Source organism: Streptomyces sp. 3214.6 (assembly GCF_900129855.1).
In the GTDB taxonomy this organism is placed as follows: domain Bacteria; phylum Actinomycetota; class Actinomycetes; order Streptomycetales; family Streptomycetaceae; genus Streptomyces; species Streptomyces soliscabiei.
Window position 1 is genome coordinate 7,341,193 of sequence record NZ_LT670819.1, and the last position, 20,529, is coordinate 7,361,721.

Below are 20,529 nucleotides of genomic sequence, written 5' to 3' on the forward strand. Positions count from 1 at the left end.
CGTCTTGCCGATGCCGACGACTACGTTGAGGTGAAGAGATGCCGTTGACCCCCGAGGACGTGCGGAACAAGCAGTTCACGACCGTCCGCCTCCGAGAAGGCTATGACGAGGACGAGGTCGATGCCTTCCTCGACGAGGTCGAAGCCGAACTGACCCGCTTGCTCCGGGAGAACGAGGACCTGCGCGCCAAACTGGCCGCGGCGACGCGTGCTGCTGCCCAGAACCAGCAGAACATGCGCAAGCCTCCGGAGCAGGACCAGCAGCAGGGCGGCATGCAGCAGCAGGGTGGCATGCAGCAGGGCGGCATGCAGCAGCAGGGCATGCAGCAAGGCGGCATGCAGCAGGGCGGTATGCAGCAGCAGGGCATGCCCCAGCAGGGGATGCCTCCGCAGGGGATGCCGCAGCAGGGCATGCGAGGTCCCGGCGGCCCGGTGCCCGCCGGCATATCGGGCCCGCCGCAGCAGCAGATGGGTGGCCCCATGGGTGGCCCGCCCCAGCTGCCGAGCGGTGCCCCGCAGCTGCCCGCCGGTCCCGGCGGTGGTCAGGGTGGTCCCCAGGGTCCCGGTCCGATGGGTCAGGGTCCGATGGGCCAGGGCCCCATGGGTCAGGGTCCGATGGGCGGCCAGCCCCCCATGCAGCAGCAGATGGGTGGTCCGATGGGCGGCCCCATGGGCGGTCCTATGGGCGGCCCCGGTCAGGGCCCCGGTGGCGACAGTGCTGCCCGTGTCCTCTCGCTGGCTCAGCAGACCGCCGACCAGGCGATCGCCGAGGCCCGCTCCGAAGCCAACAAGATCGTCGGCGAGGCGCGTTCGCGTGCCGAGGGTCTCGAGCGTGACGCCCGTGCCAAGGCCGACGCCCTGGAGCGGGACGCGCAGGAGAAGCACCGCGTTGCCATGGGCTCCCTGGAGTCCGCCCGCGCGACGCTGGAGCGCAAGGTCGAGGACCTGCGTGGCTTCGAGCGCGAGTACCGCACGCGGCTGAAGTCCTACCTCGAGTCGCAGCTGCGTCAGCTGGAGACCCAGGCGGACGACTCGCTCGCCCCGCCGCGCACTCCGGCCACGGCCTCCCTGCCGCCGTCCCCGGCGCCCTCGATGGCTCCGGCCGGCGCGAGCGCCCCGTCCTACGGCGGCAACCCGGGCATGGGCGCGCCGAGCCCGGCCGCTCCGTCCTACGGCGGCCAGCAGCAGATGTCCCCGGCCATGACGCAGCCGATGGCGCCGGTGCGGCCGCAGGGCCCCTCCCCGATGGGCCAGGCTCCCTCGCCGATGCGCGGCTTCCTCATCGACGAGGACGACAACTGACGGCCAGTAGTACGCCTTAGGCGTCGGCAGCGTTCAAAGGGCGGGACCCCGGATTTTCGACTCCGGGGTCCCGCCCTTTTTACGCGTGTTGACGATGTTGACGAAGTCACCGGCGATGTGGACCGCAGATGTGGGCCTGAGATGCAGATGTGGGCCTGAGATGTCGAAGGGCCCGGTCCCCAGGGGACCGGGCCCTTCTCGTCGCCGTTATGCCTTGCGCAGGCGGAACGTCAGCGTCAGGCTCTCGTCGGTGAACGGGGTGCCGTAGGCATCGTCGGCCTCGCCCTGGGCGAAGTCCGTGGCGAGGACCTCGTCGGCGATCAGGGCCGAGTGACCGGCCAGCGCGTCGACGGTCGCCGGGTCCGTCGCGGTCCAGCGCAGCGCGATGCGGTCGGCGACGTCGAGGCCGCTGTTCTTGCGGGCCTCCTGGATCAGCCGGATCGCGTCACGGGCCAGGCCGGCCCGGCGCAGCTCCTCGGTGATCTCCAGGTCCAGGGCGACCGTGGCACCGGAGTCGGAGGCGACCGACCAGCCCTCGCGCGGGGTCTCCGTGATGATCACCTCGTCGGGGGCGAGGGCGACGGTCTCGCCGTCGACGTCCACGGACGCCGTGCCCTCGCGCAGGGCGAGGGACAGCGCGGCCGCGTCGGCGTTCGCGACGGCCTTGGCCACGTCCTGCACGCGCTTGCCGCCGAACCGCTTGCCCAGGGCCCGGAAGTTGGCCTTGGCGGTGGTGTCCACCAGGCTGCCGCCCACCTCCGACAGGGACGCCAGGGACTCGACGTTCAGCTCCTCCGTGATCTGCGTGTGCAGCTCGGGGGAGAGGGCGTCGAAGCCGGTGGCCGCGATGAGCGCCCGGGACAGCGGCTGGCGCGTCTTCACGCCCGATTCCGCGCGCGTGGCGCGGCCGAGCTCCACGAGCCGCCGTACCAGAACCATCTGCTTCGACAGCTCCGGGTCGATCGCCGTCAGGTCCGCCTCCGGCCAGGAGGCCAGGTGCACTGACTCCGGGGCGCCCGGGGTGACCGGCACGATCAGGTCCTGCCAGACCCGCTCGGTGATGAACGGCGTCAGCGGGGCCATCAGCTTGGTGACCGTCTCGACGACCTCGTGCAGAGTGCGCAGCGCGGCCTTGTCGCCCTGCCAGAAGCGGCGACGGGAGCGGCGCACGTACCAGTTGGACAGGTCGTCGACGAACGCCGAGAGCAGCTTGCCGGCGCGCTGGGTGTCGTAGCTCTCCAGAGCCTGCGTCACCTGGTCGGTGAGGGCGTGGAGTTCGGACAGCAGCCAGCGGTCCAGGACGGGCCGCTCCGCCGGGGCCGGGTCGGCCTCACTGGGCGCCCAGCCGGACGTGCGGGCGTACAGGGCCTGGAAGGCGACCGTGTTCCAGTAGGTGAGGAGCGTCTTGCGGACGACCTCCTGGATGGTGCCGTGGCCCACCCGGCGGGCCGCCCAGGGCGAGCCGCCGGCCGCCATGAACCAGCGGACCGCGTCGGCACCGTGCTGATCCATCAGCGGGATCGGCTCAAGGGTGTTGCCCAGGTGCTTGGACATCTTGCGGCCGTCCTCGGCGAGGATGTGGCCGAGGCAGACGACGTTCTCGTACGACGACTTGTCGAAGACCAGGGTGCCGACCGCCATCAGCGTGTAGAACCAGCCGCGGGTCTGGTCAATGGCCTCGGAGATGAACTGCGCCGGGTAGCGGGACTCGAACAGTTCCTTGTTCTTGTACGGGTAACCCCACTGCGCGAACGGCATGGAACCCGAGTCGTACCAGGCGTCGATGACCTCCGGCACGCGCGTGGCCGTGCGCCCGCAGCCGTCCTGGGGGCACGCGAAGGTGACCGCGTCGATGAACGGGCGGTGCGGGTCCAGCTGCGACTGGTCGGCGCCGGTCAGTTCGGTGAGCTCCGCGCGCGAGCCGATGACTGTGAGGTGGTCGTCCTCGCAGCGCCAGATCGGCAGCGGGGTGCCCCAGTAGCGGTTGCGGGAGAGCGCCCAGTCGATGTTGTTGTTCAGCCAGTCGCCGTACCGGCCGTGCTTGACCGTGTCCGGGAACCAGTTGGTCTTCTCGTTCTCCTGGAGGAGGCGGTCCTTGACGGCCGTGGTGCGGATGTACCAGGACGGCTGCGCGTAGTAGAGGAGCGCGGTGTGGCAGCGCCAGCAGTGCGGGTAGCTGTGCTCGTACGGGATGTGCCTGAAGAGGAGGCCGCGCTGCTGAAGGTCCTCGGTGAGCTGTTCGTCCGCCTTCTTGAAGAAGACGCCGCCGACCAGCGGTACGGACTCCTCGAAGGTGCCGTCCGGGCGGACCGGGTTCACCACGGGCAGGCCGTAGGAGCGGCAGACCTTGAGGTCGTCCTCACCGAAGGCGGGGGACTGGTGGACCAGACCCGTGCCGTCCTCGGTGGTGACGTACTCGGCGTTGACCACGTAGTGCGTTTCGACGTCGGCCGGGAACTCCACGAGCTCGAACGGACGTTGGTAGGACCAGCGCTCCATTTCGGCGCCGGTGAAGGTCTGGCCGGTGGTCTCCCAGCCTTCGCCGAGCGCCTTGGCGAGAAGCGGCTCGGCGACGACGAGCTTCTCCTCGCCGTCGGTCGCTACGACGTAGGTCACGTCGGGATGCGCGGCCACGGCCGTGTTGGAGACGAGTGTCCAGGGGGTCGTCGTCCACACCAGGAGGGCGGCTTCACCGGCGAGCGGACCGGAGGTGAGGGGGAAACGGACGTACACGGAGGGGTCGACGACCGTCTCGTAGCCCTGGGCCAGCTCGTGGTCGGAGAGGCCGGTGCCGCAGCGCGGGCACCAGGGGGCGACGCGGTAGTCCTGGACCAGCAGGCCCTTGCCGAAGATCTCCTTGAGCGACCACCAGACCGACTCGATGTACGCGGGGTCCATCGTGACGTAGGCGTCGTCGAGGTCGACCCAGTAACCCATGCGGGTCGTCAGCTCGGAGAAGGCGTCGGTGTGGCGGAGCACGGACTCGCGGCACTTGGCGTTGAAGTCGGCGATGCCGTAGGCCTCGATGTCCTTCTTGCCGCTGAAGCCGAGCTCCTTCTCGACCGCCAGCTCCACCGGGAGACCGTGGCAGTCCCAGCCGGCCTTGCGGGCCACGTGGTAGCCGCGCATGGTGCGGAAGCGGGGGAAGACGTCCTTGAAGACGCGTGCCTCGATGTGGTGGGCGCCGGGCATGCCGTTGGCGGTGGGCGGGCCCTCGTAGAACACCCACTCGGGGCGGCCCTCGGACTGCTCCAGGCTCTTGGCAAAGATCTTCTGCTCGCGCCAGAAGTCGAGCACCGCGTGCTCGAGGGCGGGCAGGTCGACCTGGGCGGGCACCTGGCGGTACTGCGTCATCGATCTTCCTCCGGCGGACGTACTGCCTTCCGTCGGAGGGACGAGAGCCTTCTTGTCTGTCTACGCCCTGTGCGGCGCGCTCCCGCGGTACCACCCTCCTTGGCCCTCCGGTGCGCTCTACGCGCCGGTGAGCCCCCTCATTGGGGTCGCGATGCCGGTTCTACCAACCCGGGGAGGGTCTTCTTCCGGCGGCTCCGGGGTGATCTTCACGTCGCGCTCGCCCCCGGGCTTCCACCGTCCCCGGGTCGCTCTGGGCTGCGTACGCCGCTACTCGTCCCCATCCACGCTTTTCGCTCCGCCCAGTGTACGGCTCCCCGACGACAGCGGCCGACCGGTTTACGGGGCCGTCGGGCGCGAGGCGCGGGCAGGTCCGGTATGCCCCGAATGGTGGCTGAATGTGGAGGTATGCGTGTTCGCATTCCGGGATGCCCGGCTCGGCGGATTACCCGGCGGGGAGCTGGGCACAACGCATGCAGGCTTGCCGTGTGGCGTGCGCGAGGTGGGCGAATCGGGCGGTGTGCCCCGTTGCCGCGGGCTCCAAGTCGATTTATCGTCCCAGCACGATTCGCGTGCAAGATCACAATATGTGAAGGGGCCGCGGCCATGGTGGCGAAGAAGACCGCCGTACAGCAGTCGGCGTCCGGCAGGTCCAGGGGTGCCTCCGGCGGCGCGGCCAAGGACGCCAAGGACGCCAAGGACGCCAAGGCTGTGAAGACGGTGCGGTCGTCCGCCGTCACGGGGACGAAGAAGGCGGCACCCGAGAAGACGACCGCGAAGAAGGCGGTGGTCAAGAAGTCGGTGGTCAAGAAGGCCGTGGCCAAGAAGGCGGCGGACCGAAGACCTGTGGAGAAGGCGGCGGAACCCGTCGGGAGGGCGAGGCCGGTCGGGAAGGCGGCCGCGAAGAAGGCTGCCGCCGAGAAGACGTCCGCGAAGAAGGCGACTGCGAAGAAGCCGGCCGCGAAGAAGGCCACCGCCGACAAGACGGCTGCCGACAAGACGGCCGCCCAGAAGACGGCCGCCAAGAAGATCGGTGGCGCCAAGGGCGTGGCCGCGGCGAGCGCGGGCAGGAAGAGCACGGCCAAGAAGGTGGGCGCGGCCTCGGCCGCGGAGCAGACGGGAGCCACGACAGTGGTTGCGAAGAAGACTCCGGGTACGGCCACGGCGGCGAAGACCGCCGTCCCCAAGGCACGCCTCGCCGCGGTGGAGCCGGGCGAGCTCGCGGTGCGCCCCGGCGAGGAGCCGTGGACGCTTCAGGAGGTCGAGGAGGCCCGCGCGGACCTCGAGTCCGAGCAGGCGCGGCTGCGGGCGGAGCTCGCCTCGTCCGAGACGGCCCTGGCGGGGCTGATGAGGGACTCGGGAGACGGCGCCGGCGACGACCAGGCGGACACCGGGACGAAGAACATCACCCGCGAGCACGAACTGGCGCTGGCCGCCAACGCGCGCGAGATGCTGATCCAGACCGAGCACGCCCTGGAACGGCTGGACGCCGGTACCTACGGGCTGTGCGAGAACTGCGGCAAACCCATCGGCAAGGCCCGGATGCAGGCCTTCCCGCGGGCCACGCTGTGCGTCGAGTGCAAGCAGAAGCAAGAGCGCCGGTACTGATCTCCTGACTGTCGGGGGGCGTGCCGTACCCTCGTCCTCAGTCAGGTACCTAAGTTGAGGGACTCACGTGGCAGAGGCGGAGCGCGTCATCGGTACGCCGGACACCCCAGAGGCGGGGTCCGAGCCGGAGCAGTCGTCCGGCCCGGGCGAGCAGGAGAGCACCGAGGCACGGCCCAGGGGCAAGCGCCGGATCGCCGTGCTCTTCGCCGTGGCCACGTTCGCGTACGTACTCGACCTGGTCAGCAAGATGATCGTGGTCGCCAAGCTGGAGCACCACGCGCCGATCGAGATCGTCGGGGACTGGCTGAAGTTCGAGGCCATCCGCAACGCGGGCGCGGCCTTCGGCTTCGGGGAGGCCTTCACCATCATCTTCACGGTGATCGCCGCGGCCGTGATCGTGGTGATCGCCCGGCTCGCCCGCAAGCTCTACAGCCTGCCCTGGGCGATCGCGCTGGGCCTGCTGCTGGGCGGCGCGCTGGGCAACCTCACCGACCGGATCTTCCGTGCGCCGGGAGTCTTCGAGGGCGCGGTCGTGGACTTCATCGCACCGAAGCACTTCGCGGTCTTCAACCTCGCCGACTCGGCGATCGTGTGCGGCGGCATCCTGATCGTGCTGCTGTCCTTCAAGGGGCTGGACCCGGACGGCACCGTCCACAAGGACTGAGCGCGCGTTCGGGGGTGTCCGACCCGTCCGGCATACTCGACGGGTGAGCACGATTCCCGAGATCCGTACCCTGCCCGTGCCGGACGGCCTGGAGGGCGAGCGCGTCGACGCCGCCATCTCCCGCATGTTCGGCTTCTCCCGCACCAAGGCCGCTGAGCTCGCCGCGGCGGGGAAGGTCTCGGTCGACGGCTCGGTGGTCGGCAAGTCCGAGCGGGTGAGCGGCGGGGCCTGGCTGGAGGTCGAGATGCCGCAGGCCCCCGCGCCCGTGCAGATCGTGGCCGAGCCGGTCGAGGGCATGGAGATCGTGCACGACGACGAGGACGTGGTGGTGATCGTCAAGCCGGTCGGCGTGGCCGCGCACCCGTCGCCGGGCTGGAGCGGGCCGACCGTCATCGGCGGGCTCGCCGCGGCCGGCTACCGCATCTCCACCTCCGGCGCCGCCGAGCGCCAGGGCATCGTGCACCGCCTGGACGTCGGCACGTCCGGTCTGATGGTGGTCGCCAAGTCGGAGCGGGCGTACACGTCACTGAAGCGCCAGTTCAAGGAGCGCACGGTCGACAAGCGCTACCACACACTCGTCCAGGGCCACCCGGACCCGACGAGCGGCACGATCGACGCGCCCATCGGCCGGCACCCCCAGCACGACTACAAGTGGGCGGTCACGGCCGAGGGCAAGCCCTCCGTCACGCACTACGACCTGATCGAGGCGTTCCGCGCGGCCTCCCTGCTGGACGTGAAGCTGGAGACGGGCCGTACACACCAGATCCGCGTCCACATGGCCGCCCACCGCCACCCCTGCGTCGGGGATCTCACATACGGCGCCGACCCGACGCTCGGCAAGCGGCTGGGGCTGACCCGGCAGTGGCTGCACGCCGTCCGGCTGGGCTTCGAGCACCCCGGGGACGGGGAGTGGGCGGAGTTCGCCAGCGACTACCCCGAGGATCTGCGGAAGGCTCTGGACCAGGTTCGCGAGGAGACCTACGGATGAGCGCCCCGCGCGCGTACACGGTGCGTGTCGCCGAGGACCCCGCCGACCGCGAGGCGTGTTTCGCGGTGCGCAAGGAGGTCTTCGTCGGCGAGCAGGGCGTGCCGGAGGACCTGGAGTACGACGCGCATGACGCCGGCGCCGTGCATGTGCTCGCGGTGGGGGAGGACGGCCTGCCGCTCGGGACCGGGCGGCTGCTGTACGGCGAGGCGGCCGCGGCCAGGACCGGCGGCGATCCGTCGGTGGGCTCGCTGGGGCGGCTCGCCGTGACGAGCGAGGCGCGCGGGCTGGGCGTGGGGGTGGCGCTGGTGCGGGCCATCGAGGAAGCGGCACGCGCGCGTGGGCTCACGGCCGTGGACCTGCACGCGCAGACGCACGCACTGGGCTTCTACGAGCGGCTGGGGTACGTGGCGTACGGGCCGGAGGACCTGGAGGCGGGGATCGCGCACAGGTCAATGCGGCGTTCGCTGTAGCCCCCGGTGGCCGTGCGACGCTTGAGGTCTGGATGCTCTTGATCGTCTAGACCCCGGAGCCTGACCGTGGATCAGTTGGCCCTGTTGTTCATCCTGTTGCTCGGGGCCGTGGTGAGCGTCCCGGTCGGCGACCGGCTGGGGCTGCCCGCGCCGGTGCTGATGACGTTGCTCGGGATCGTTCTCGCGGTGCTCGACTTCGTGCCCAACGTGAACATCCCGCCGGACCTCATCCTGCCCCTTCTGCTGCCGCCCCTGCTGTACGCGGCGGTACGGCGGACCTCCTGGCGGCAGTTCGCGGCGAACGTGCGGCCGATCATCCTGCTCGCCGTGGCGCTGGTGTTCGTCACGACGGTGTGCGTGGCGGCCGTGGCCCACGCGATCGTGCCGGGGCTGCCGGTCGCCGCGGCCGTCGCGCTCGGGGCGCTGGTCGCACCGCCCGACCCCGTCGCCGCCACCGCCGTGGCCGGACAGCTCGGGCTGCCCCGCCGGCTGGTGTCCATCCTGGAGGGCGAGGGGCTGTTCAACGATGTGACGGCCATCGTGCTGTACCACGTCGCGATCGCCGTGGCCGTGAGCGGGACGTTCTCACCGTGGCGGGCCGGGCTCGACCTGGTGCTGTCCGCCGTGGTGGCGGTGGCGGTGGGTGTCGCGCTCGGGTGGGGCGCGAACAGGCTGCTGGACGTGCTCGGCGACACGACCCTGCAGATCGGGCTGACGCTGCTGGTGCCGTACGCCTCGTACGTGCTGGCGGAGGAGTTCCACGGGTCCGGGGTGCTGGCCGTGCTGACCACCGCGATGTTCCTCGCGGAGTACGCCACCGACCCCGACGACGTGCTGACCCGGCTGGCCGGTCACACCTTCTGGGACATCATCGACACCCTCGTCACGGGCGTCGCGTTCGGCCTGATCGGCCTGGAGCTGCACAACGCGATCCGCACGGCGTCCGGGCGCTGGGAGGAGATGCTGGGCTGGGCGGGGGTGATCGTGGCCGTGGTCGTCGTCGTACGGCTGCTGTGGCTGATGCCGGCCACCTGGCTGACGAAGCGGCTGCACGCCCGGCGGGACCACGACGAGGACATTCCGATGAGCTGGCGGGAGACCGTCGTCATGTGGTGGTCCGGGATGCGCGGGGTGGCGTCGGTGGCGCTGGCGCTGGCCGTTCCGCTGAAGACCGAGGACGGGGGCGCCTTTCCCGACCGGGACGAGATCGTCTTCATCGCGTTCGGCGTGATCATGGCGACGCTGATCCTGCAGGGGCTGACCCTGCCGTGGCTGGTCAAGCGGCTCGATGTGCAGTCGGACGCCGACCACGAGAAGGAGTTCGAGAAGGAGCTCGCGGTGCGGGCCGCGAAGGCGGCGAAGCGGCGGCTGCGGGAGATCGAGGCCGAGGAGGATCTGTCGGAGGAGTTGTCCGAGCAGATGCTGCGGCGGGCCTTCGACATCGGGTTGCGGATCAGCCCGGACGTCGGGGAGGACGAGCGGCGGGAGGCGCACGAGCACCGGGTGCGGCGGCTGAAGCGGGTGCGGCGGATCCAGGGGGAGATGCTGAGCGCGGCGCGGCACGAGGTGGTGGCGGCGCGCAGCGAGCCGGGCGCGGATCCGGAGATCGTGGACCGGGTGCTGCGGCATCTGGACGTCCGCAGCCTGCGGTGATCCCGGTCCCCGGTCCCGGTCCTCGATCCGCGGTTCGCGAGCCCCGGTCCCCGAGCCGCGCCACCGGTCGACGGCGGCGCCCAGTGCGGCGACGGACCGGCTCGCCTCACCCGTGGCGGACAGCCCCGTCCGGGGAGGCGGCACCGTCCCGGGAGGGGGACTGGGCCGGGAGGCGTCCGCCCGGCGGTGGCGTCGCGTCGGCCGTGTTGACCCTGGGGAGCGCGTAGGGGTGCTCCCTGGCCAGCCAGCGGACCATCTGCTCGCGGACCGTGACCCGCACCGTCCAGATGTCGTCGGCGTCCTTCGCCGTGACCAGGGCCCGCACCTGCATCGTGTTCGGGGTGGTGTCGGTGACGTCCAGGCCGCAGGCGCGGCCGTCCCAGGCGGGACACTCGCGCAGGATGTCGCGCAGCTTCTCGCGCATCGAGTCGATCGGCGCCGTGTGGTCGACGTGGAAGTAGACGATGCCGGTCATCTGCGGGGTGCCGCGCGACCAGTTCTCGAACGGCTTCGAGGTGAAGTACGACACCGGCATGGTGATCCGGCGCTCGTCCCAGGTGCGGACGGTCAGGAAGGTCAGGGTGATCTCCTCCACCGTGCCCCACTCGCCGTCCACCACCACGGTGTCGCCGATGCGCACCATGTCGCCGAAGGCGATCTGCAGCCCGGCGAACATGTTGCTCAGCGTCGACTGCGCGGCCACACCGGCGACGATGCCGAGGATGCCGGCCGAGGCCAGCAGCGAGGCGCCCGCGGCGCGCATGGCGGGGAACGTCAGCAGCATCGCGGCCACGGCCACCACGCCGACGACGGCCGCCACCACCCGCATGATCAGCGACACCTGGGTCCGCACCCGTCGCACCCGTGCGGGATCGCGGTGCATGCGTGCATAGCGCGAGTACGACGTCTCCACGATCGCCGCCGCGATCCGGATCACCAGCCACGCCGCCGAGCCGATCAGCACCAGGGTGAGGGCCTGGCCGATGCCGGTCCGATGGTCCTGAAGCATCTGCGCGGCGTCGTAGGACCCTCTCAGCATCGCCGCGCACAGCACGAGCTGGTACGGGATGCGGCCACGGCGCAGCAGACCCCACATCGGGGTCTCGGGGTGGCGCAGGTCGGCCTTGGACAGCAGACGGTCGGTGGCCCAGCCGATGAGGACTGTCAGTACGACCGAACCGCCGACCACGATCACGGGGCGGAGCAGGTTCTCCATGCCTTCGAACGTAACCGGACGGGCGGGACCTTGAACATGCGACTTGTGTGAAGAGGCGCACGCACGGCGTTGTCAGTGCAGGCTGGCACCATGGGCGCATGAACATCATGCTCTTTCACTCGACCTATGGCCTTCGGCCCGCGGTGCGCGCGGCGGCGGACCGGCTGCGTGCCGCCGGGCACGAGGTGTGGACGCCGGACCTCTTCGAGGGGCGCACGTTCGACACGGTCGAGGAGGGCATGGCCCACAACGAGGAGATCGGCAAGGACGAGCTGTTGAAGAGAGCCGTCCTGGCCGCCGCGCCCTATTCGGAGCGCGGGCTCGTGTACGCGGGGTTCTCGCTGGGCGCGTCGATCGCGCAGACCCTCGCCCTCGGCGACGACAAGGCGCGGGGCCTGCTGCTCCTGCACGGCACCTCGGACCTCGCGCCGAACGTCTCGGTGGACGACCTGCCGGTGCAGCTGCATGTCGCGGAGCCGGACCAGTTCGAGACGGACGACTGGCTGAGCGCCTGGTATCTGCAGATGGGCAGAGCAGGCGCCGATGTGGAGATCTACCGGTACGCGGGCGCCGGGCATCTGTACACCGACCCCGACCTGCCCGACTACGACGAGGAGGCCGCCGAGGCCACCTGGCGGGTGGCGCTCGGCTTCCTCGACTCGCTGTAGCGGCCCGCCGCACCGGGGCGGCGGGCCACACCCCTACACCGGCTCGTAAGTGCGCTCGACCTTCTGTGTGCCGGTGCGTGTGCGGTACGAACGGGCCCAGGCCGAGGTCGCGTCTGCTTTCGTGCGGTCGGACAGGACGTAGTAGTCCATCTGCGCGCGCTCGGCGGTGATGTCCAGGACGCCGTAGCCGTGCCGGTCGGTGTCCACGAAGTGGACGTGCCGGTTGGCGGCCCGGATGATCGGCGAGGCCAGCGCCGTGAGGGTGCCCTCGGGGACCTTGACGATGTCGTCGAGGTTGTCGGAGGTCACCGAGGTGACCACGAACTCCGTGGCGGCCGACGCCGACAGGGGGTAGGTGCCCGCGTCCACCGGCACGTCGTTGGCCCACGCCATGTGGATGTCACCGGTCAGGAAGACGGTGTTGCCGATGGCGTTCGAGCGTAGATGGGCGAGGAGTTCGCGGCGGTCGTCGGTGTAGCCGTCCCACTGGTCGGTGTTGAGGGCCAGGCCCTCCTGCGGCAGCCCGAGCAGCTTGGCGAGCGGCTTGAGCAGGTCGGCGGAGAGCGAGCCGATGGCAAACGGCGAGATCATCACCGAGTTGCCGACCAGCCGCCAGGTGGTGTCGGACGCCTTCAACCCGGCCTTCAGCCAGTCGAGCTGGGCGCGGCCGGTGATCGTGCGGTCCGGGTCGTCGACGGTGCCGTTGCCGACCTTGACCTGCTGCGAGCGGAACGACCGCAGGTCCAGCAGGGACAGGTCGGCGAGCTTGCCGAAACGCAGCCGCCGGTAGGTGGTGCCGGCGAGGGCCGGGCGGACCGGCATCCACTCGAAGTAGGCCTGCTTTGCGGCCGCCTGACGGGCCGCCCAGGCGCCCTCGGCGCCCTCGGTGTGGTTCTCCGCGCCGCCCGACCAGGCGTCGTTGGCGAACTCGTGGTCGTCCCAGATCGCGACGACCGGCGCCTTGGCGTGCAGGGCCTGAAGGTCCGGGTCCGTCTTGTACGTGCCGTGCCGGGTGCGGTAGTCGGCGAGCGTGAGGATCTCGTGCGTGGGCGCCGTCTGCCGGACGACGGCGCCGCGGGCGCCGTACTGGCCGGTGCCGTACTCGTAGATGTAGTCGCCGAGGTGCAGCCAGGCGTCCAGGTCGCCGCGGGCCGCGAGGTGGCGGTACGAGGAGAAGTAGCCGGCCTCCCAGTTGGCGCAGGAGACCACGCCGAAGCGCAGGCCGGGCACGGCCGCGTCCGCCGCCGGCGCGGTGCGGGTGCGCGCCACCGGGGAGTCGGCGCCGCCGGCCGAGAAGCGGAAGTAGTAGTCGGTCGCGGGCGCGAGGCCCCGGATGTCGGCCTTGACGGTGTGGTCGGTCGCGGCCGAGGCGGTGGTGGAGCCCTTGGCCACGATGTTCGTCAGCGCCTTGTCCTTGGCGACGACCCAGCTCACCTCGGTGTCGGGGCCGAGCCCGGAGCCGGGTATCGCCTCGGCGGTGGGCGTCACGCGGGTCCACAGCAGCACGCCGTCGGGCAGCGGGTCGCCGGAGGCGAGGCCGTGCAGGAAGGCCGGAGTGTCCGCGGCGGCGTGGGCCGGGAGTGCGGCGGCGAGCGGGCCAGCCAGAACAGCGGTCGCCGCCGCGGCCTTGACGACCGTACGGCGGCGGGGCGAAAGGGAGTTGGGGCCCTGGGGCGCCTCGGGTGATCTGTATCGACTGGTCACGACCGATCAGGTTACTGATCGGTATGTGCCGGGAGCGGGCGAACTCGAAAAAGTTCGCCCGCTCTTCACGCGGCGGCCGGGTTCCCCGTCGGCGTCAGCCCTTGAGGGCCTCACCCACCACCCTGTCGAAGTCGGCCACCGTCAGCAGCGGGGTGCCGTTGTTGAGTTTCTTGCCGTCCATGACGAAGCCCGGCGTGCCGTCCACGCCCTCCTTGTTCGTGTTGAAGGTCTTCGACATGGCCATCGCCCAGGCGTCGTAGGTGCCCTTCTTGACCGCGTCCTGGAACTTGGTGTTGTTCTTCAGCGCGGTGACGGTGTTCGCGACCTTGATGAGGTAGGCGTCGTCCTTGAACTCGTCGCTCGACTCGTCCGGGTGCCACTTCGCCGAGTACAGCGCCGTCTTGTACTCGAGGAACGCCTCGGGGCTGACGTTCAGCGCGGCGCCCAGGGCGCTCAGCGCGTTCTTGGAGCCCTCGCCGTTGTCCTTGTTGTCGATGAACGTGGCGCCGACGTACTGGAACTTGAACTTGCCGTCGTCGATGTCCTTCTTCACCGTCGCGCCGACGGTCTGCTCGAACTGCGCGCACACGGGGCAGCGCGGGTCCTCGTAGATCTTGAGGGTCTTCTTCGCGGTGCTCTTGCCGATGACCACGGTGGTGCCGTCGGTGCCCGTCGTGTTGGCGGGGGCGACCACCTTGGCGTCCTTCGCCTCGTCCCAGTAGCTGGGCTTGTTGGCCTGGACGACGGCGTAGCCTATGCCGCCGGCCGCGGCCAGGACGCCGACGGCCGAGCAGGCGACGATGATCTGCCGCCTGACCTTGGCGCGCTTGGCCTCGCGCTCGCGCTCGATGCGCAGCCGCTCGCGGGCCGCCGTCTTCGCCGCCGCGCTGTTCCGCTTGCTCATGGTGTTCTCCAAAGGGGACGCGCACAGGCAGTGCGCGGAAGTGTGGGTGGGGACTGCTGGTGGGGAGCTCAGGTGCTCAGGTGCGCGGCCCTGGTCGGACGGAGGGTCCGCCTCAGAGCGCGGCGGCCGAGCACGGCGGTCCACGCCGTCCCAGGGAGTGCACGAGGATCCGCTCGCGGACGGTGGTCGCACGGCGCGTGGGTCGCGGCAGGCGGCGGGCCGCCGGGGCGCGTCGTACGGTCACCGCGGCCACGGCCAGCAGCAGCGGGCGGAAGGTGGCCGCGGTCGCCGCCCGCAGCAGCTGCGCCAGCGCGCGCTCGCCCCGGCGCAGCCAGGCGGCCGCGATCAGGCCGACGGTGACGTGCGCGGCGAGCAGCAGCCACGCGGTCGCCGGGTCGGCGTGGGCGAGAAGAGCGCCGAGCTTGTCGGTGTCGGTGCCGGTGACCTGGGCCAGCGGGCTGCCGACGGGCGTGCCGTTGCCGCACAGCACGTCCCAGCCGACCGAGGCCAGCGGGCCGGCGACCGGGCCGCCGGCCCGGCCGTAGCAGACGTGCTGGCCGGTGGTGAAGACGGTGTCGGCCGCCAGCTCCAGCGGGATCAGCAGGGCGGCGATCCGCCCGAAGCCGCACTCGCGGCCCGCGAGGGCGTACGCGAGCACGAACACGACGGCCGTGACGGCGGCCACCGTGTTGAGCGGCAGCGGAGCCCGCGACAGCAGCACGTGCGACGCGGTGCTGAGCGTCACGACGAGTGCCGTGAACAGCGCCGCGCGTACGGCTCTGAGGCGGGTCCCGGATATGTCCATAGCGGAGGAAGTGTGTCACGCGCTCCGGTAAGAGACCCCTAAAGGATGCCTGTGAGAACGCGGACTGTTAGAGAGCTGTTGTCAGAGGCCGGGAATCCGGCCGTTGCGGAACAGGTCGACGAAGATCTGGTGGTCGGCACGCGCGCGTGCCCCGTAGGCGTGCGCGAAGTCTTTCAGCAGGGGCGCGAAGCCCTCCTCGTCGGCCGCGATCGCCGCGTCGATGGCCCGCTCCGTGGAGAACGGCACCAGGGACTCGCCGGAGGTGTCGTCCGCCGCCGCGTGCATCGTGGCCGTGGCGCGGCCCAGGTCGGCGACGACGCCCGCGATCTCCTCCGGGTCGTCGATGTCGCCCCAGTCCAGGTCGACCGCGTACGGCGACACCTCGGCGACCAGCTGCCCCGCGCCGTCCAGCTCGGTCCAGCCCAGCCAGGGGTCCGCGTGCGCCTGCAGGGCGCGCTGGGAGATCACCGTGCGGTGCCCCTCGTGCTGGAAGTAGCCGCGGATCGCAGGGTCGGTGATGTGCCGGGAGACGGCCGGGGTCTGGGCCTGCTTGACGTAGATCACGACATCGTTCTCCAGGGCGTCGCTGTGGCCCTCAAGGAGGATGTTGTACGACGGCAGACCGGCCGAGCCGATGCCGATGCCGCGGCGGCCGACGACGTCCTTCACCCGGTAGGAGTCCGGGCGGGCCAGCGACGTCTCCGGCAGTGTCTCCAGATAGCCGTCGAAGGCCGCGAGGACCTTGTAGCGGGTCGCCGCGTCCAGCTCGATGGAGCCGCCGCCCGGCGCGAAACGGCGCTCGAAGTCACGGATCTCCGTCATGGAGTCCAGTAGTCCGAAGCGGGTCAGCGAGCGGGCGTCGCGCAGCGCGTCGAGCAGCGGGCCCTGGGCGGTGTCCAGGGTGAACGGCGGCACCTCGTCGCTCTTGGCGCCGGTGGCCAGGGCGTGGATGCGCTCGCGGTACGCGCCCGCGTACACCTCCACCAGCTCGCTGATCTGCTCGTCGCCGAGCGCCTTGGCGTAGCCGATGAGGGCGAGGGAGGCGGACAGGCGCTTGAGGTCCCAGGTGAAGGGGCCGACGTACGCTTCGTCGAAGTCGTTGACGTTGAAGATCAGCCGGCCGTTGGCGTCCATGTACGTGCCGAAGTTCTCCGCGTGCAGGTCGCCGTGGATCCACACGCGCGAGGTGCGCTCGTCCAGGAACGGGCCGCCCCGCTTCTCCGCGTCGAGGTCGTGGTAGAAGAGGCCCGCCGTGCCCCGGTAGAACGCGAACGCCGAGGCCGCCATCTTCCGGAACTTCACGCGGAACGCGGCCGGATCGGCGGCCAGGAGCTCGCCGAACGCGGTGTCGAAGACGGCGAGGATCTCCTCGCCGCGGTGCTCGTCGCCTGGCTGCGAAACCGACATCGCTGGGTGCCTCCTGGTACAGGTGGAGCGTGACGTGTGGGACGGATGTGCCGTCTTCCCCGGACGGCCGTCCGCCATCTTGCAACGCTCGAAGGTACTCGGGAGTGCCCGACGATTGTCAGTGCCGAGGCATAGACTTCGACGCTGTCCCCCAGACTGTCCGCCAGCCCGTCGCCGAGTGTTTTCCATGGAGGCCACGCCGTGTCAAAGCCGCCGTTCACGCACCTGCACGTCCACACCCAGTACTCGCTGCTGGACGGTGCCGCGCGGCTGAAGGACATGTTCAACGCGTGCAACGAGATGGGCATGACCCATATCGCCATGTCCGACCACGGCAACCTGCACGGGGCGTACGACTTCTTCCATTCCGCGAAGAAGGCCGGAGTCACCCCGATCATCGGGATCGAGGCGTATGTCGCCCCCGAGTCGCGGCGCAACAAGCGCAAGATCCAGTGGGGCCAGCCGCACCAGAAGCGCGACGACGTCTCCGGTTCGGGCGGTTACACCCACAAGACGATCTGGGCGGCGAACGCGACGGGCCTGCACAACCTCTTCCGGCTCTCCTCGGACGCGTACGCCGAGGGCTGGCTGCAGAAGTGGCCCCGGATGGACAAGGAGACCATCGCCCAGTGGTCCGAGGGGCTCATCGCCTCCACCGGCTGCCCCTCGGGCGAGCTCCAGACCCGGCTGCGCCTCGGCCAGTACGACGAGGCGCTGAAGGCGGCCTCCGACTACCAGGACATCTTCGGAAAGGACCGCTACTTCCTGGAGCTGATGGACCACGGCATCGAGATCGAGCGCCGGGTCCGCGACGGCCTCCTCGACATCGGCAAGAAGCTCGGCATCCCGCCGCTGGTGACGAACGACTCGCACTACACGTACGCGCACGAGGCGACCGCGCACGACGCGCTGCTGTGCATCCAGACCGGCAAGAACCTCTCCGACCCCGACCGCTTCAAGTTCGACGGCACCGGCTACTACCTGAAGTCCACGGACGAGATGTACGCCATCGACTCCTCGGACGCCTGGCAGGAGGGCTGCGCCAACACCCTCCTGGTCGCCGAGCAGATCGACACCACCGGCATGTTCGAGGCGAAGAACCTCATGCCGAAGTTCGACATCCCCGAGGGCTTCACCGAAGTCAGCTGGTTCAAGGAGGAGGTCCGCCGGGGCATGGACCGCCGCTTCCCCGGCGGTGTCCCCGAGGACCGGCAGAAGCAGGTCGAGTACGAGATGGACGTCATCATCCAGATGGGGTTCCCGGGCTACTTCCTCGTCGTCGCCGACTTCATCATGTGGGCCAAGAAGAACGGCATCGCGGTCGGCCCCGGCCGAGGCTCCGCGGCCGGTTCGATCGTCGCGTACGCCATGGGCATCACCGACCTCGACCCGATCCCGCACGGTCTGATCTTCGAGCGGTTCCTCAACCCCGAGCGCGTCTCCATGCCGGATGTCGACATCGACTTCGACGAGCGCAGGCGCGTCGAGGTGATCCGGTACGTCACCGAGAAGTACGGCGCCGACAAGGTCGCCATGATCGGCACCTACGGCAAGATCAAGGCCAAGAACGCGATCAAGGACTCCGCGCGCGTGCTGGGCTACCCGTACGCCATGGGCGACCGGCTCACCAAGGCGATGCCCGCCGACGTCCTCGGCAAGGGCATCGACCTCAACGGCATCACCGACCCCTCGCACCCCCGCTACAGCGAGGCGGGCGAGATCCGCGCGATGTACGAGAACGAGCCGGACGTCAAGAAGGTCATCGACACCGCCAAGGGCGTCGAGGGCCTGGTCCGGCAGATGGGCGTGCACGCCGCCGGCGTGATCATGTCCAGTGAGCCCATCGTCGACCACGCCCCGATCTGGGTGCGGCACACGGACGGCGTGACCATCACACAGTGGGACTACCCGCAGTGCGAGTCGCTCGGCCTGCTGAAGATGGACTTCCTCGGCCTGCGCAACCTGACGATCATGGACGACGCCGTCAAGATGGTGAAGTCCAACAAGGGCATCGACCTGGACCTGCTGGCCCTGCCGCTCGACGATCCGAAGACCTTCGAACTGCTCCAGCGCGGCGAGACCCTCGGCGTCTTCCAGTTCGACGGCGGACCCATGCGCTCGCTGCTGCGCCTGATGAAGCCCGACAACTTCGAAGACATCTCCGCCGTCTCCGCGCTCTACCGTCCGGGCCCGATGGGCATGGACTCGCACACCAACTACGCGCTCCGCAAGAACAAGCTCCAGGAGATCACCCCGATCCACAAGGAGCTGGAGGAGCCCCTGGAAGAGGTCCTGGCCGTCACCTACGGCCTGATCGTCTACCAGGAGCAGGTGCAGAAGGCCGCCCAGATCATCGCCGGGTACTCGCTCGGCGAGGCCGACATCCTGCGCCGCGTGATGGGCAAGAAGAAGCCCGACGAGCTGGCGAAGAACTTCACCATCTTCCAGGCCGGCGCCAAGAAGAACGGCTACAGCGACGAGGCCATCCAGGCCCTGTGGGACGTGCTGGTCCCGTTCGCCGGCTACGCCTTCAACAAGGCGCACTCCGCCGCGTACGGCCTGGTCTCGTACTGGACCGCCTATCTGAAGGCGAACCACCCCGCCGAGTACATGGCCGGACTGCTCACGTCGGTGAAGGACGACAAGGACAAGTCGGCCGTCTATCTCAACGAGTGCCGGCGCATGGGCATCAAGGTGCTCCCGCCGAACGTCAACGAGTCGGTGCACAACTTCGCCGCCCAGGGCGACGACGTGATCCTCTTCGGCCTCGAAGCCGTGCGCAACGTCGGCACCAACGTGGTGGAGTCGATCATCAGGAGCCGCAAGGCCAAGGGGAAGTACGCCTCCTTCCCCGACTACCTCGACAAGGTCGAGGCGGTCGCCTGCAACAAGCGCACCACGGAGTCGCTGATCAAGGCGGGCGCGTTCGACACCCTCGGGCACACCCGCAAGGGCCTCACCGCGCAGTTCGAGCCGATGATCGACAACGTGGTGGCGGTCAAGCGCAAGGAGGCCGAGGGCCAGTTCGACCTCTTCGGCGGCATGGGCGAGGAGGAGACGAGCGAGCCCGGCTTCGGACTCGACGTCGAGTTCACCACCGACGAGTGGGACAAGACGTATCTGCTCGCCCAGGAGCGGGAGATGCTCGGTCTGTACGTCTCCGACCACCCGCTGTTCGGCCTGGAGCACGTGCTGTCCGACAAGGCCGACGCGGGCATCGCCCAGCTCACCGGAGGTGAGCACGCGGACGGCGCGGTGGTGACCATCGGCGGCATCATCTCGGGCCTGCAGCGCAAGATGACCAAGCAGGGCAACGCCTGGGCGATCGCCACCGTCGAGGACCTCGCGGGCTCCATCGAGTGCATGTTCTTCCCGGCGACCTACCAGCTCGTCTCGACCCAACTCGTCGAGGACGCCGTCGTCTTCGTCAAGGGCCGCCTCGACAAGCGCGAGGACGTGCCGCGGCTCGTCGCCATGGAGCTCCAGGTGCCGGACCTGTCGAACGCGGGCACCAACGCGCCCGTGATCCTCACCATCCCGGCGACCCGGGTCACCCCGCCGATGATCAACCGCCTCGGTGAGATCCTCACCCACCACAAGGGCGACAGCGAGGTCCGGATCAAGCTCCAGGGCCCGACGAAGACGACCGTCCTGCGCCTGGACCGGCACCGGGTCAAGCCCGACCCCGCGCTGTTCGGCGATCTGAAGGTGCTGCTCGGCCCGTCCTGCCTGGCCGGCTGACGGACAATGCGGCCGACGGACTGATCGGCTGACGCGACTCAGGCGCGAG

General features: G+C 69.9%; 14 protein-coding genes. 8 read left to right on the forward strand and 6 right to left on the reverse strand.

What is annotated here, in order from left to right; all coding sequences use genetic code 11:
* Positions 1–38: 38 nt before the first annotated feature.
* Entirely contained in the window at positions 39–1,301 is a 1,263-nt protein-coding gene (locus B5557_RS33210; RefSeq protein ID WP_079662922.1) for a DivIVA domain-containing protein, read from the forward strand.
* A gap of 207 nt (positions 1,302–1,508) precedes the next feature.
* Here the strand turns inward: B5557_RS33210 and ileS are convergent, their stop codons facing one another.
* A complete protein-coding gene (gene ileS, locus B5557_RS33215; protein ID WP_079662923.1) occupies positions 1,509–4,655 on the reverse strand; it encodes an isoleucine--tRNA ligase in 3,147 nt (1,048 codons plus the stop codon).
* A gap of 603 nt (positions 4,656–5,258) precedes the next feature.
* Here ileS and B5557_RS33225 point away from each other — a divergent pair.
* The 5 genes from B5557_RS33225 to B5557_RS33245 all read left to right on the forward strand — a co-directional run bounded on the left by B5557_RS33225 (position 5,259) and on the right by B5557_RS33245 (position 10,035).
* Positions 5,259–6,260, forward strand: coding sequence for a TraR/DksA family transcriptional regulator (locus tag B5557_RS33225; RefSeq protein ID WP_079662924.1), 1,002 nt, complete (start codon positions 5,259–5,261; stop codon positions 6,258–6,260).
* Positions 6,261–6,327: 67 nt separating this feature from the next.
* On the forward strand, positions 6,328–6,924 hold the full coding sequence (gene lspA / locus B5557_RS33230) for a signal peptidase II (protein ID WP_079662925.1): 597 nt from the start codon (positions 6,328–6,330) through the stop codon (positions 6,922–6,924).
* 43 nt (positions 6,925–6,967) lie between these two features.
* Entirely contained in the window at positions 6,968–7,912 is a 945-nt protein-coding gene (locus tag B5557_RS33235; RefSeq protein ID WP_079662926.1) for an RluA family pseudouridine synthase, read from the forward strand.
* The gene (locus tag B5557_RS33240; RefSeq protein ID WP_079662927.1) at positions 7,909–8,382 is read left to right on the forward strand and encodes a GNAT family N-acetyltransferase; all 474 of its coding nucleotides are present in this window, start codon (positions 7,909–7,911) and stop codon (positions 8,380–8,382) included. The genes B5557_RS33235 and B5557_RS33240 overlap by 4 nt, the downstream gene beginning before the upstream one ends.
* 66 nt (positions 8,383–8,448) lie before the next feature.
* Positions 8,449–10,035: a Na+/H+ antiporter gene (locus B5557_RS33245; protein WP_079662928.1), complete on the forward strand. Its 1,587-nt coding sequence runs from the start codon at positions 8,449–8,451 to the stop codon at positions 10,033–10,035.
* A 106-nt stretch (positions 10,036–10,141) separates the two neighbouring features.
* Here the strand turns inward: B5557_RS33245 and B5557_RS33250 are convergent, their stop codons facing one another.
* Positions 10,142–11,251 carry a mechanosensitive ion channel family protein gene (locus B5557_RS33250; protein WP_079662929.1) on the reverse strand — a complete coding sequence of 370 codons (1,110 nt, stop codon included), beginning with the start codon at positions 11,249–11,251 and terminating at the stop codon, positions 10,142–10,144.
* 98 nt (positions 11,252–11,349) lie between these two features.
* Here B5557_RS33250 and B5557_RS33255 point away from each other — a divergent pair, with 98 nt between their 5' ends.
* Positions 11,350–11,919: a dienelactone hydrolase family protein gene (locus tag B5557_RS33255; protein WP_079662930.1), complete on the forward strand. Its 570-nt coding sequence runs from the start codon at positions 11,350–11,352 to the stop codon at positions 11,917–11,919.
* A 33-nt stretch (positions 11,920–11,952) separates the two neighbouring features.
* On the opposite strand, the gene B5557_RS33260 is transcribed toward B5557_RS33255, so the two are convergent.
* The 4 genes from B5557_RS33260 to B5557_RS33275 all read right to left on the reverse strand — a co-directional run bounded on the left by B5557_RS33260 (position 11,953) and on the right by B5557_RS33275 (position 16,739).
* Positions 11,953–13,623, reverse strand: coding sequence for an alkaline phosphatase D family protein (locus tag B5557_RS33260; protein WP_079662931.1), 1,671 nt, complete (start codon positions 13,621–13,623; stop codon positions 11,953–11,955).
* Between the two features lie 94 nt (positions 13,624–13,717).
* Positions 13,718–14,527, reverse strand: a complete 810-nt coding sequence (locus B5557_RS33265; RefSeq protein WP_079662932.1) for a thioredoxin domain-containing protein — start codon at positions 14,525–14,527, stop codon at positions 13,718–13,720.
* A gap of 112 nt (positions 14,528–14,639) precedes the next feature.
* A complete protein-coding gene (locus tag B5557_RS33270; protein ID WP_079662933.1) occupies positions 14,640–15,332 on the reverse strand; it encodes a hypothetical protein in 693 nt (230 codons plus the stop codon).
* Between the two features lie 81 nt (positions 15,333–15,413).
* Positions 15,414–16,739 (reverse strand): DUF2252 domain-containing protein, encoded by a 1,326-nt coding sequence (locus B5557_RS33275; protein ID WP_079662934.1) that lies wholly within the window; start codon positions 16,737–16,739, stop codon positions 15,414–15,416.
* A 201-nt stretch (positions 16,740–16,940) separates the two neighbouring features.
* On the opposite strand from B5557_RS33275, the gene dnaE reads away from it, so the two are divergent.
* Positions 16,941–20,480, forward strand: a complete 3,540-nt coding sequence (gene dnaE, locus B5557_RS33280) for a DNA polymerase III subunit alpha (RefSeq protein WP_079662935.1) — start codon at positions 16,941–16,943, stop codon at positions 20,478–20,480.
* Positions 20,481–20,529 lie beyond the last annotated feature (49 nt).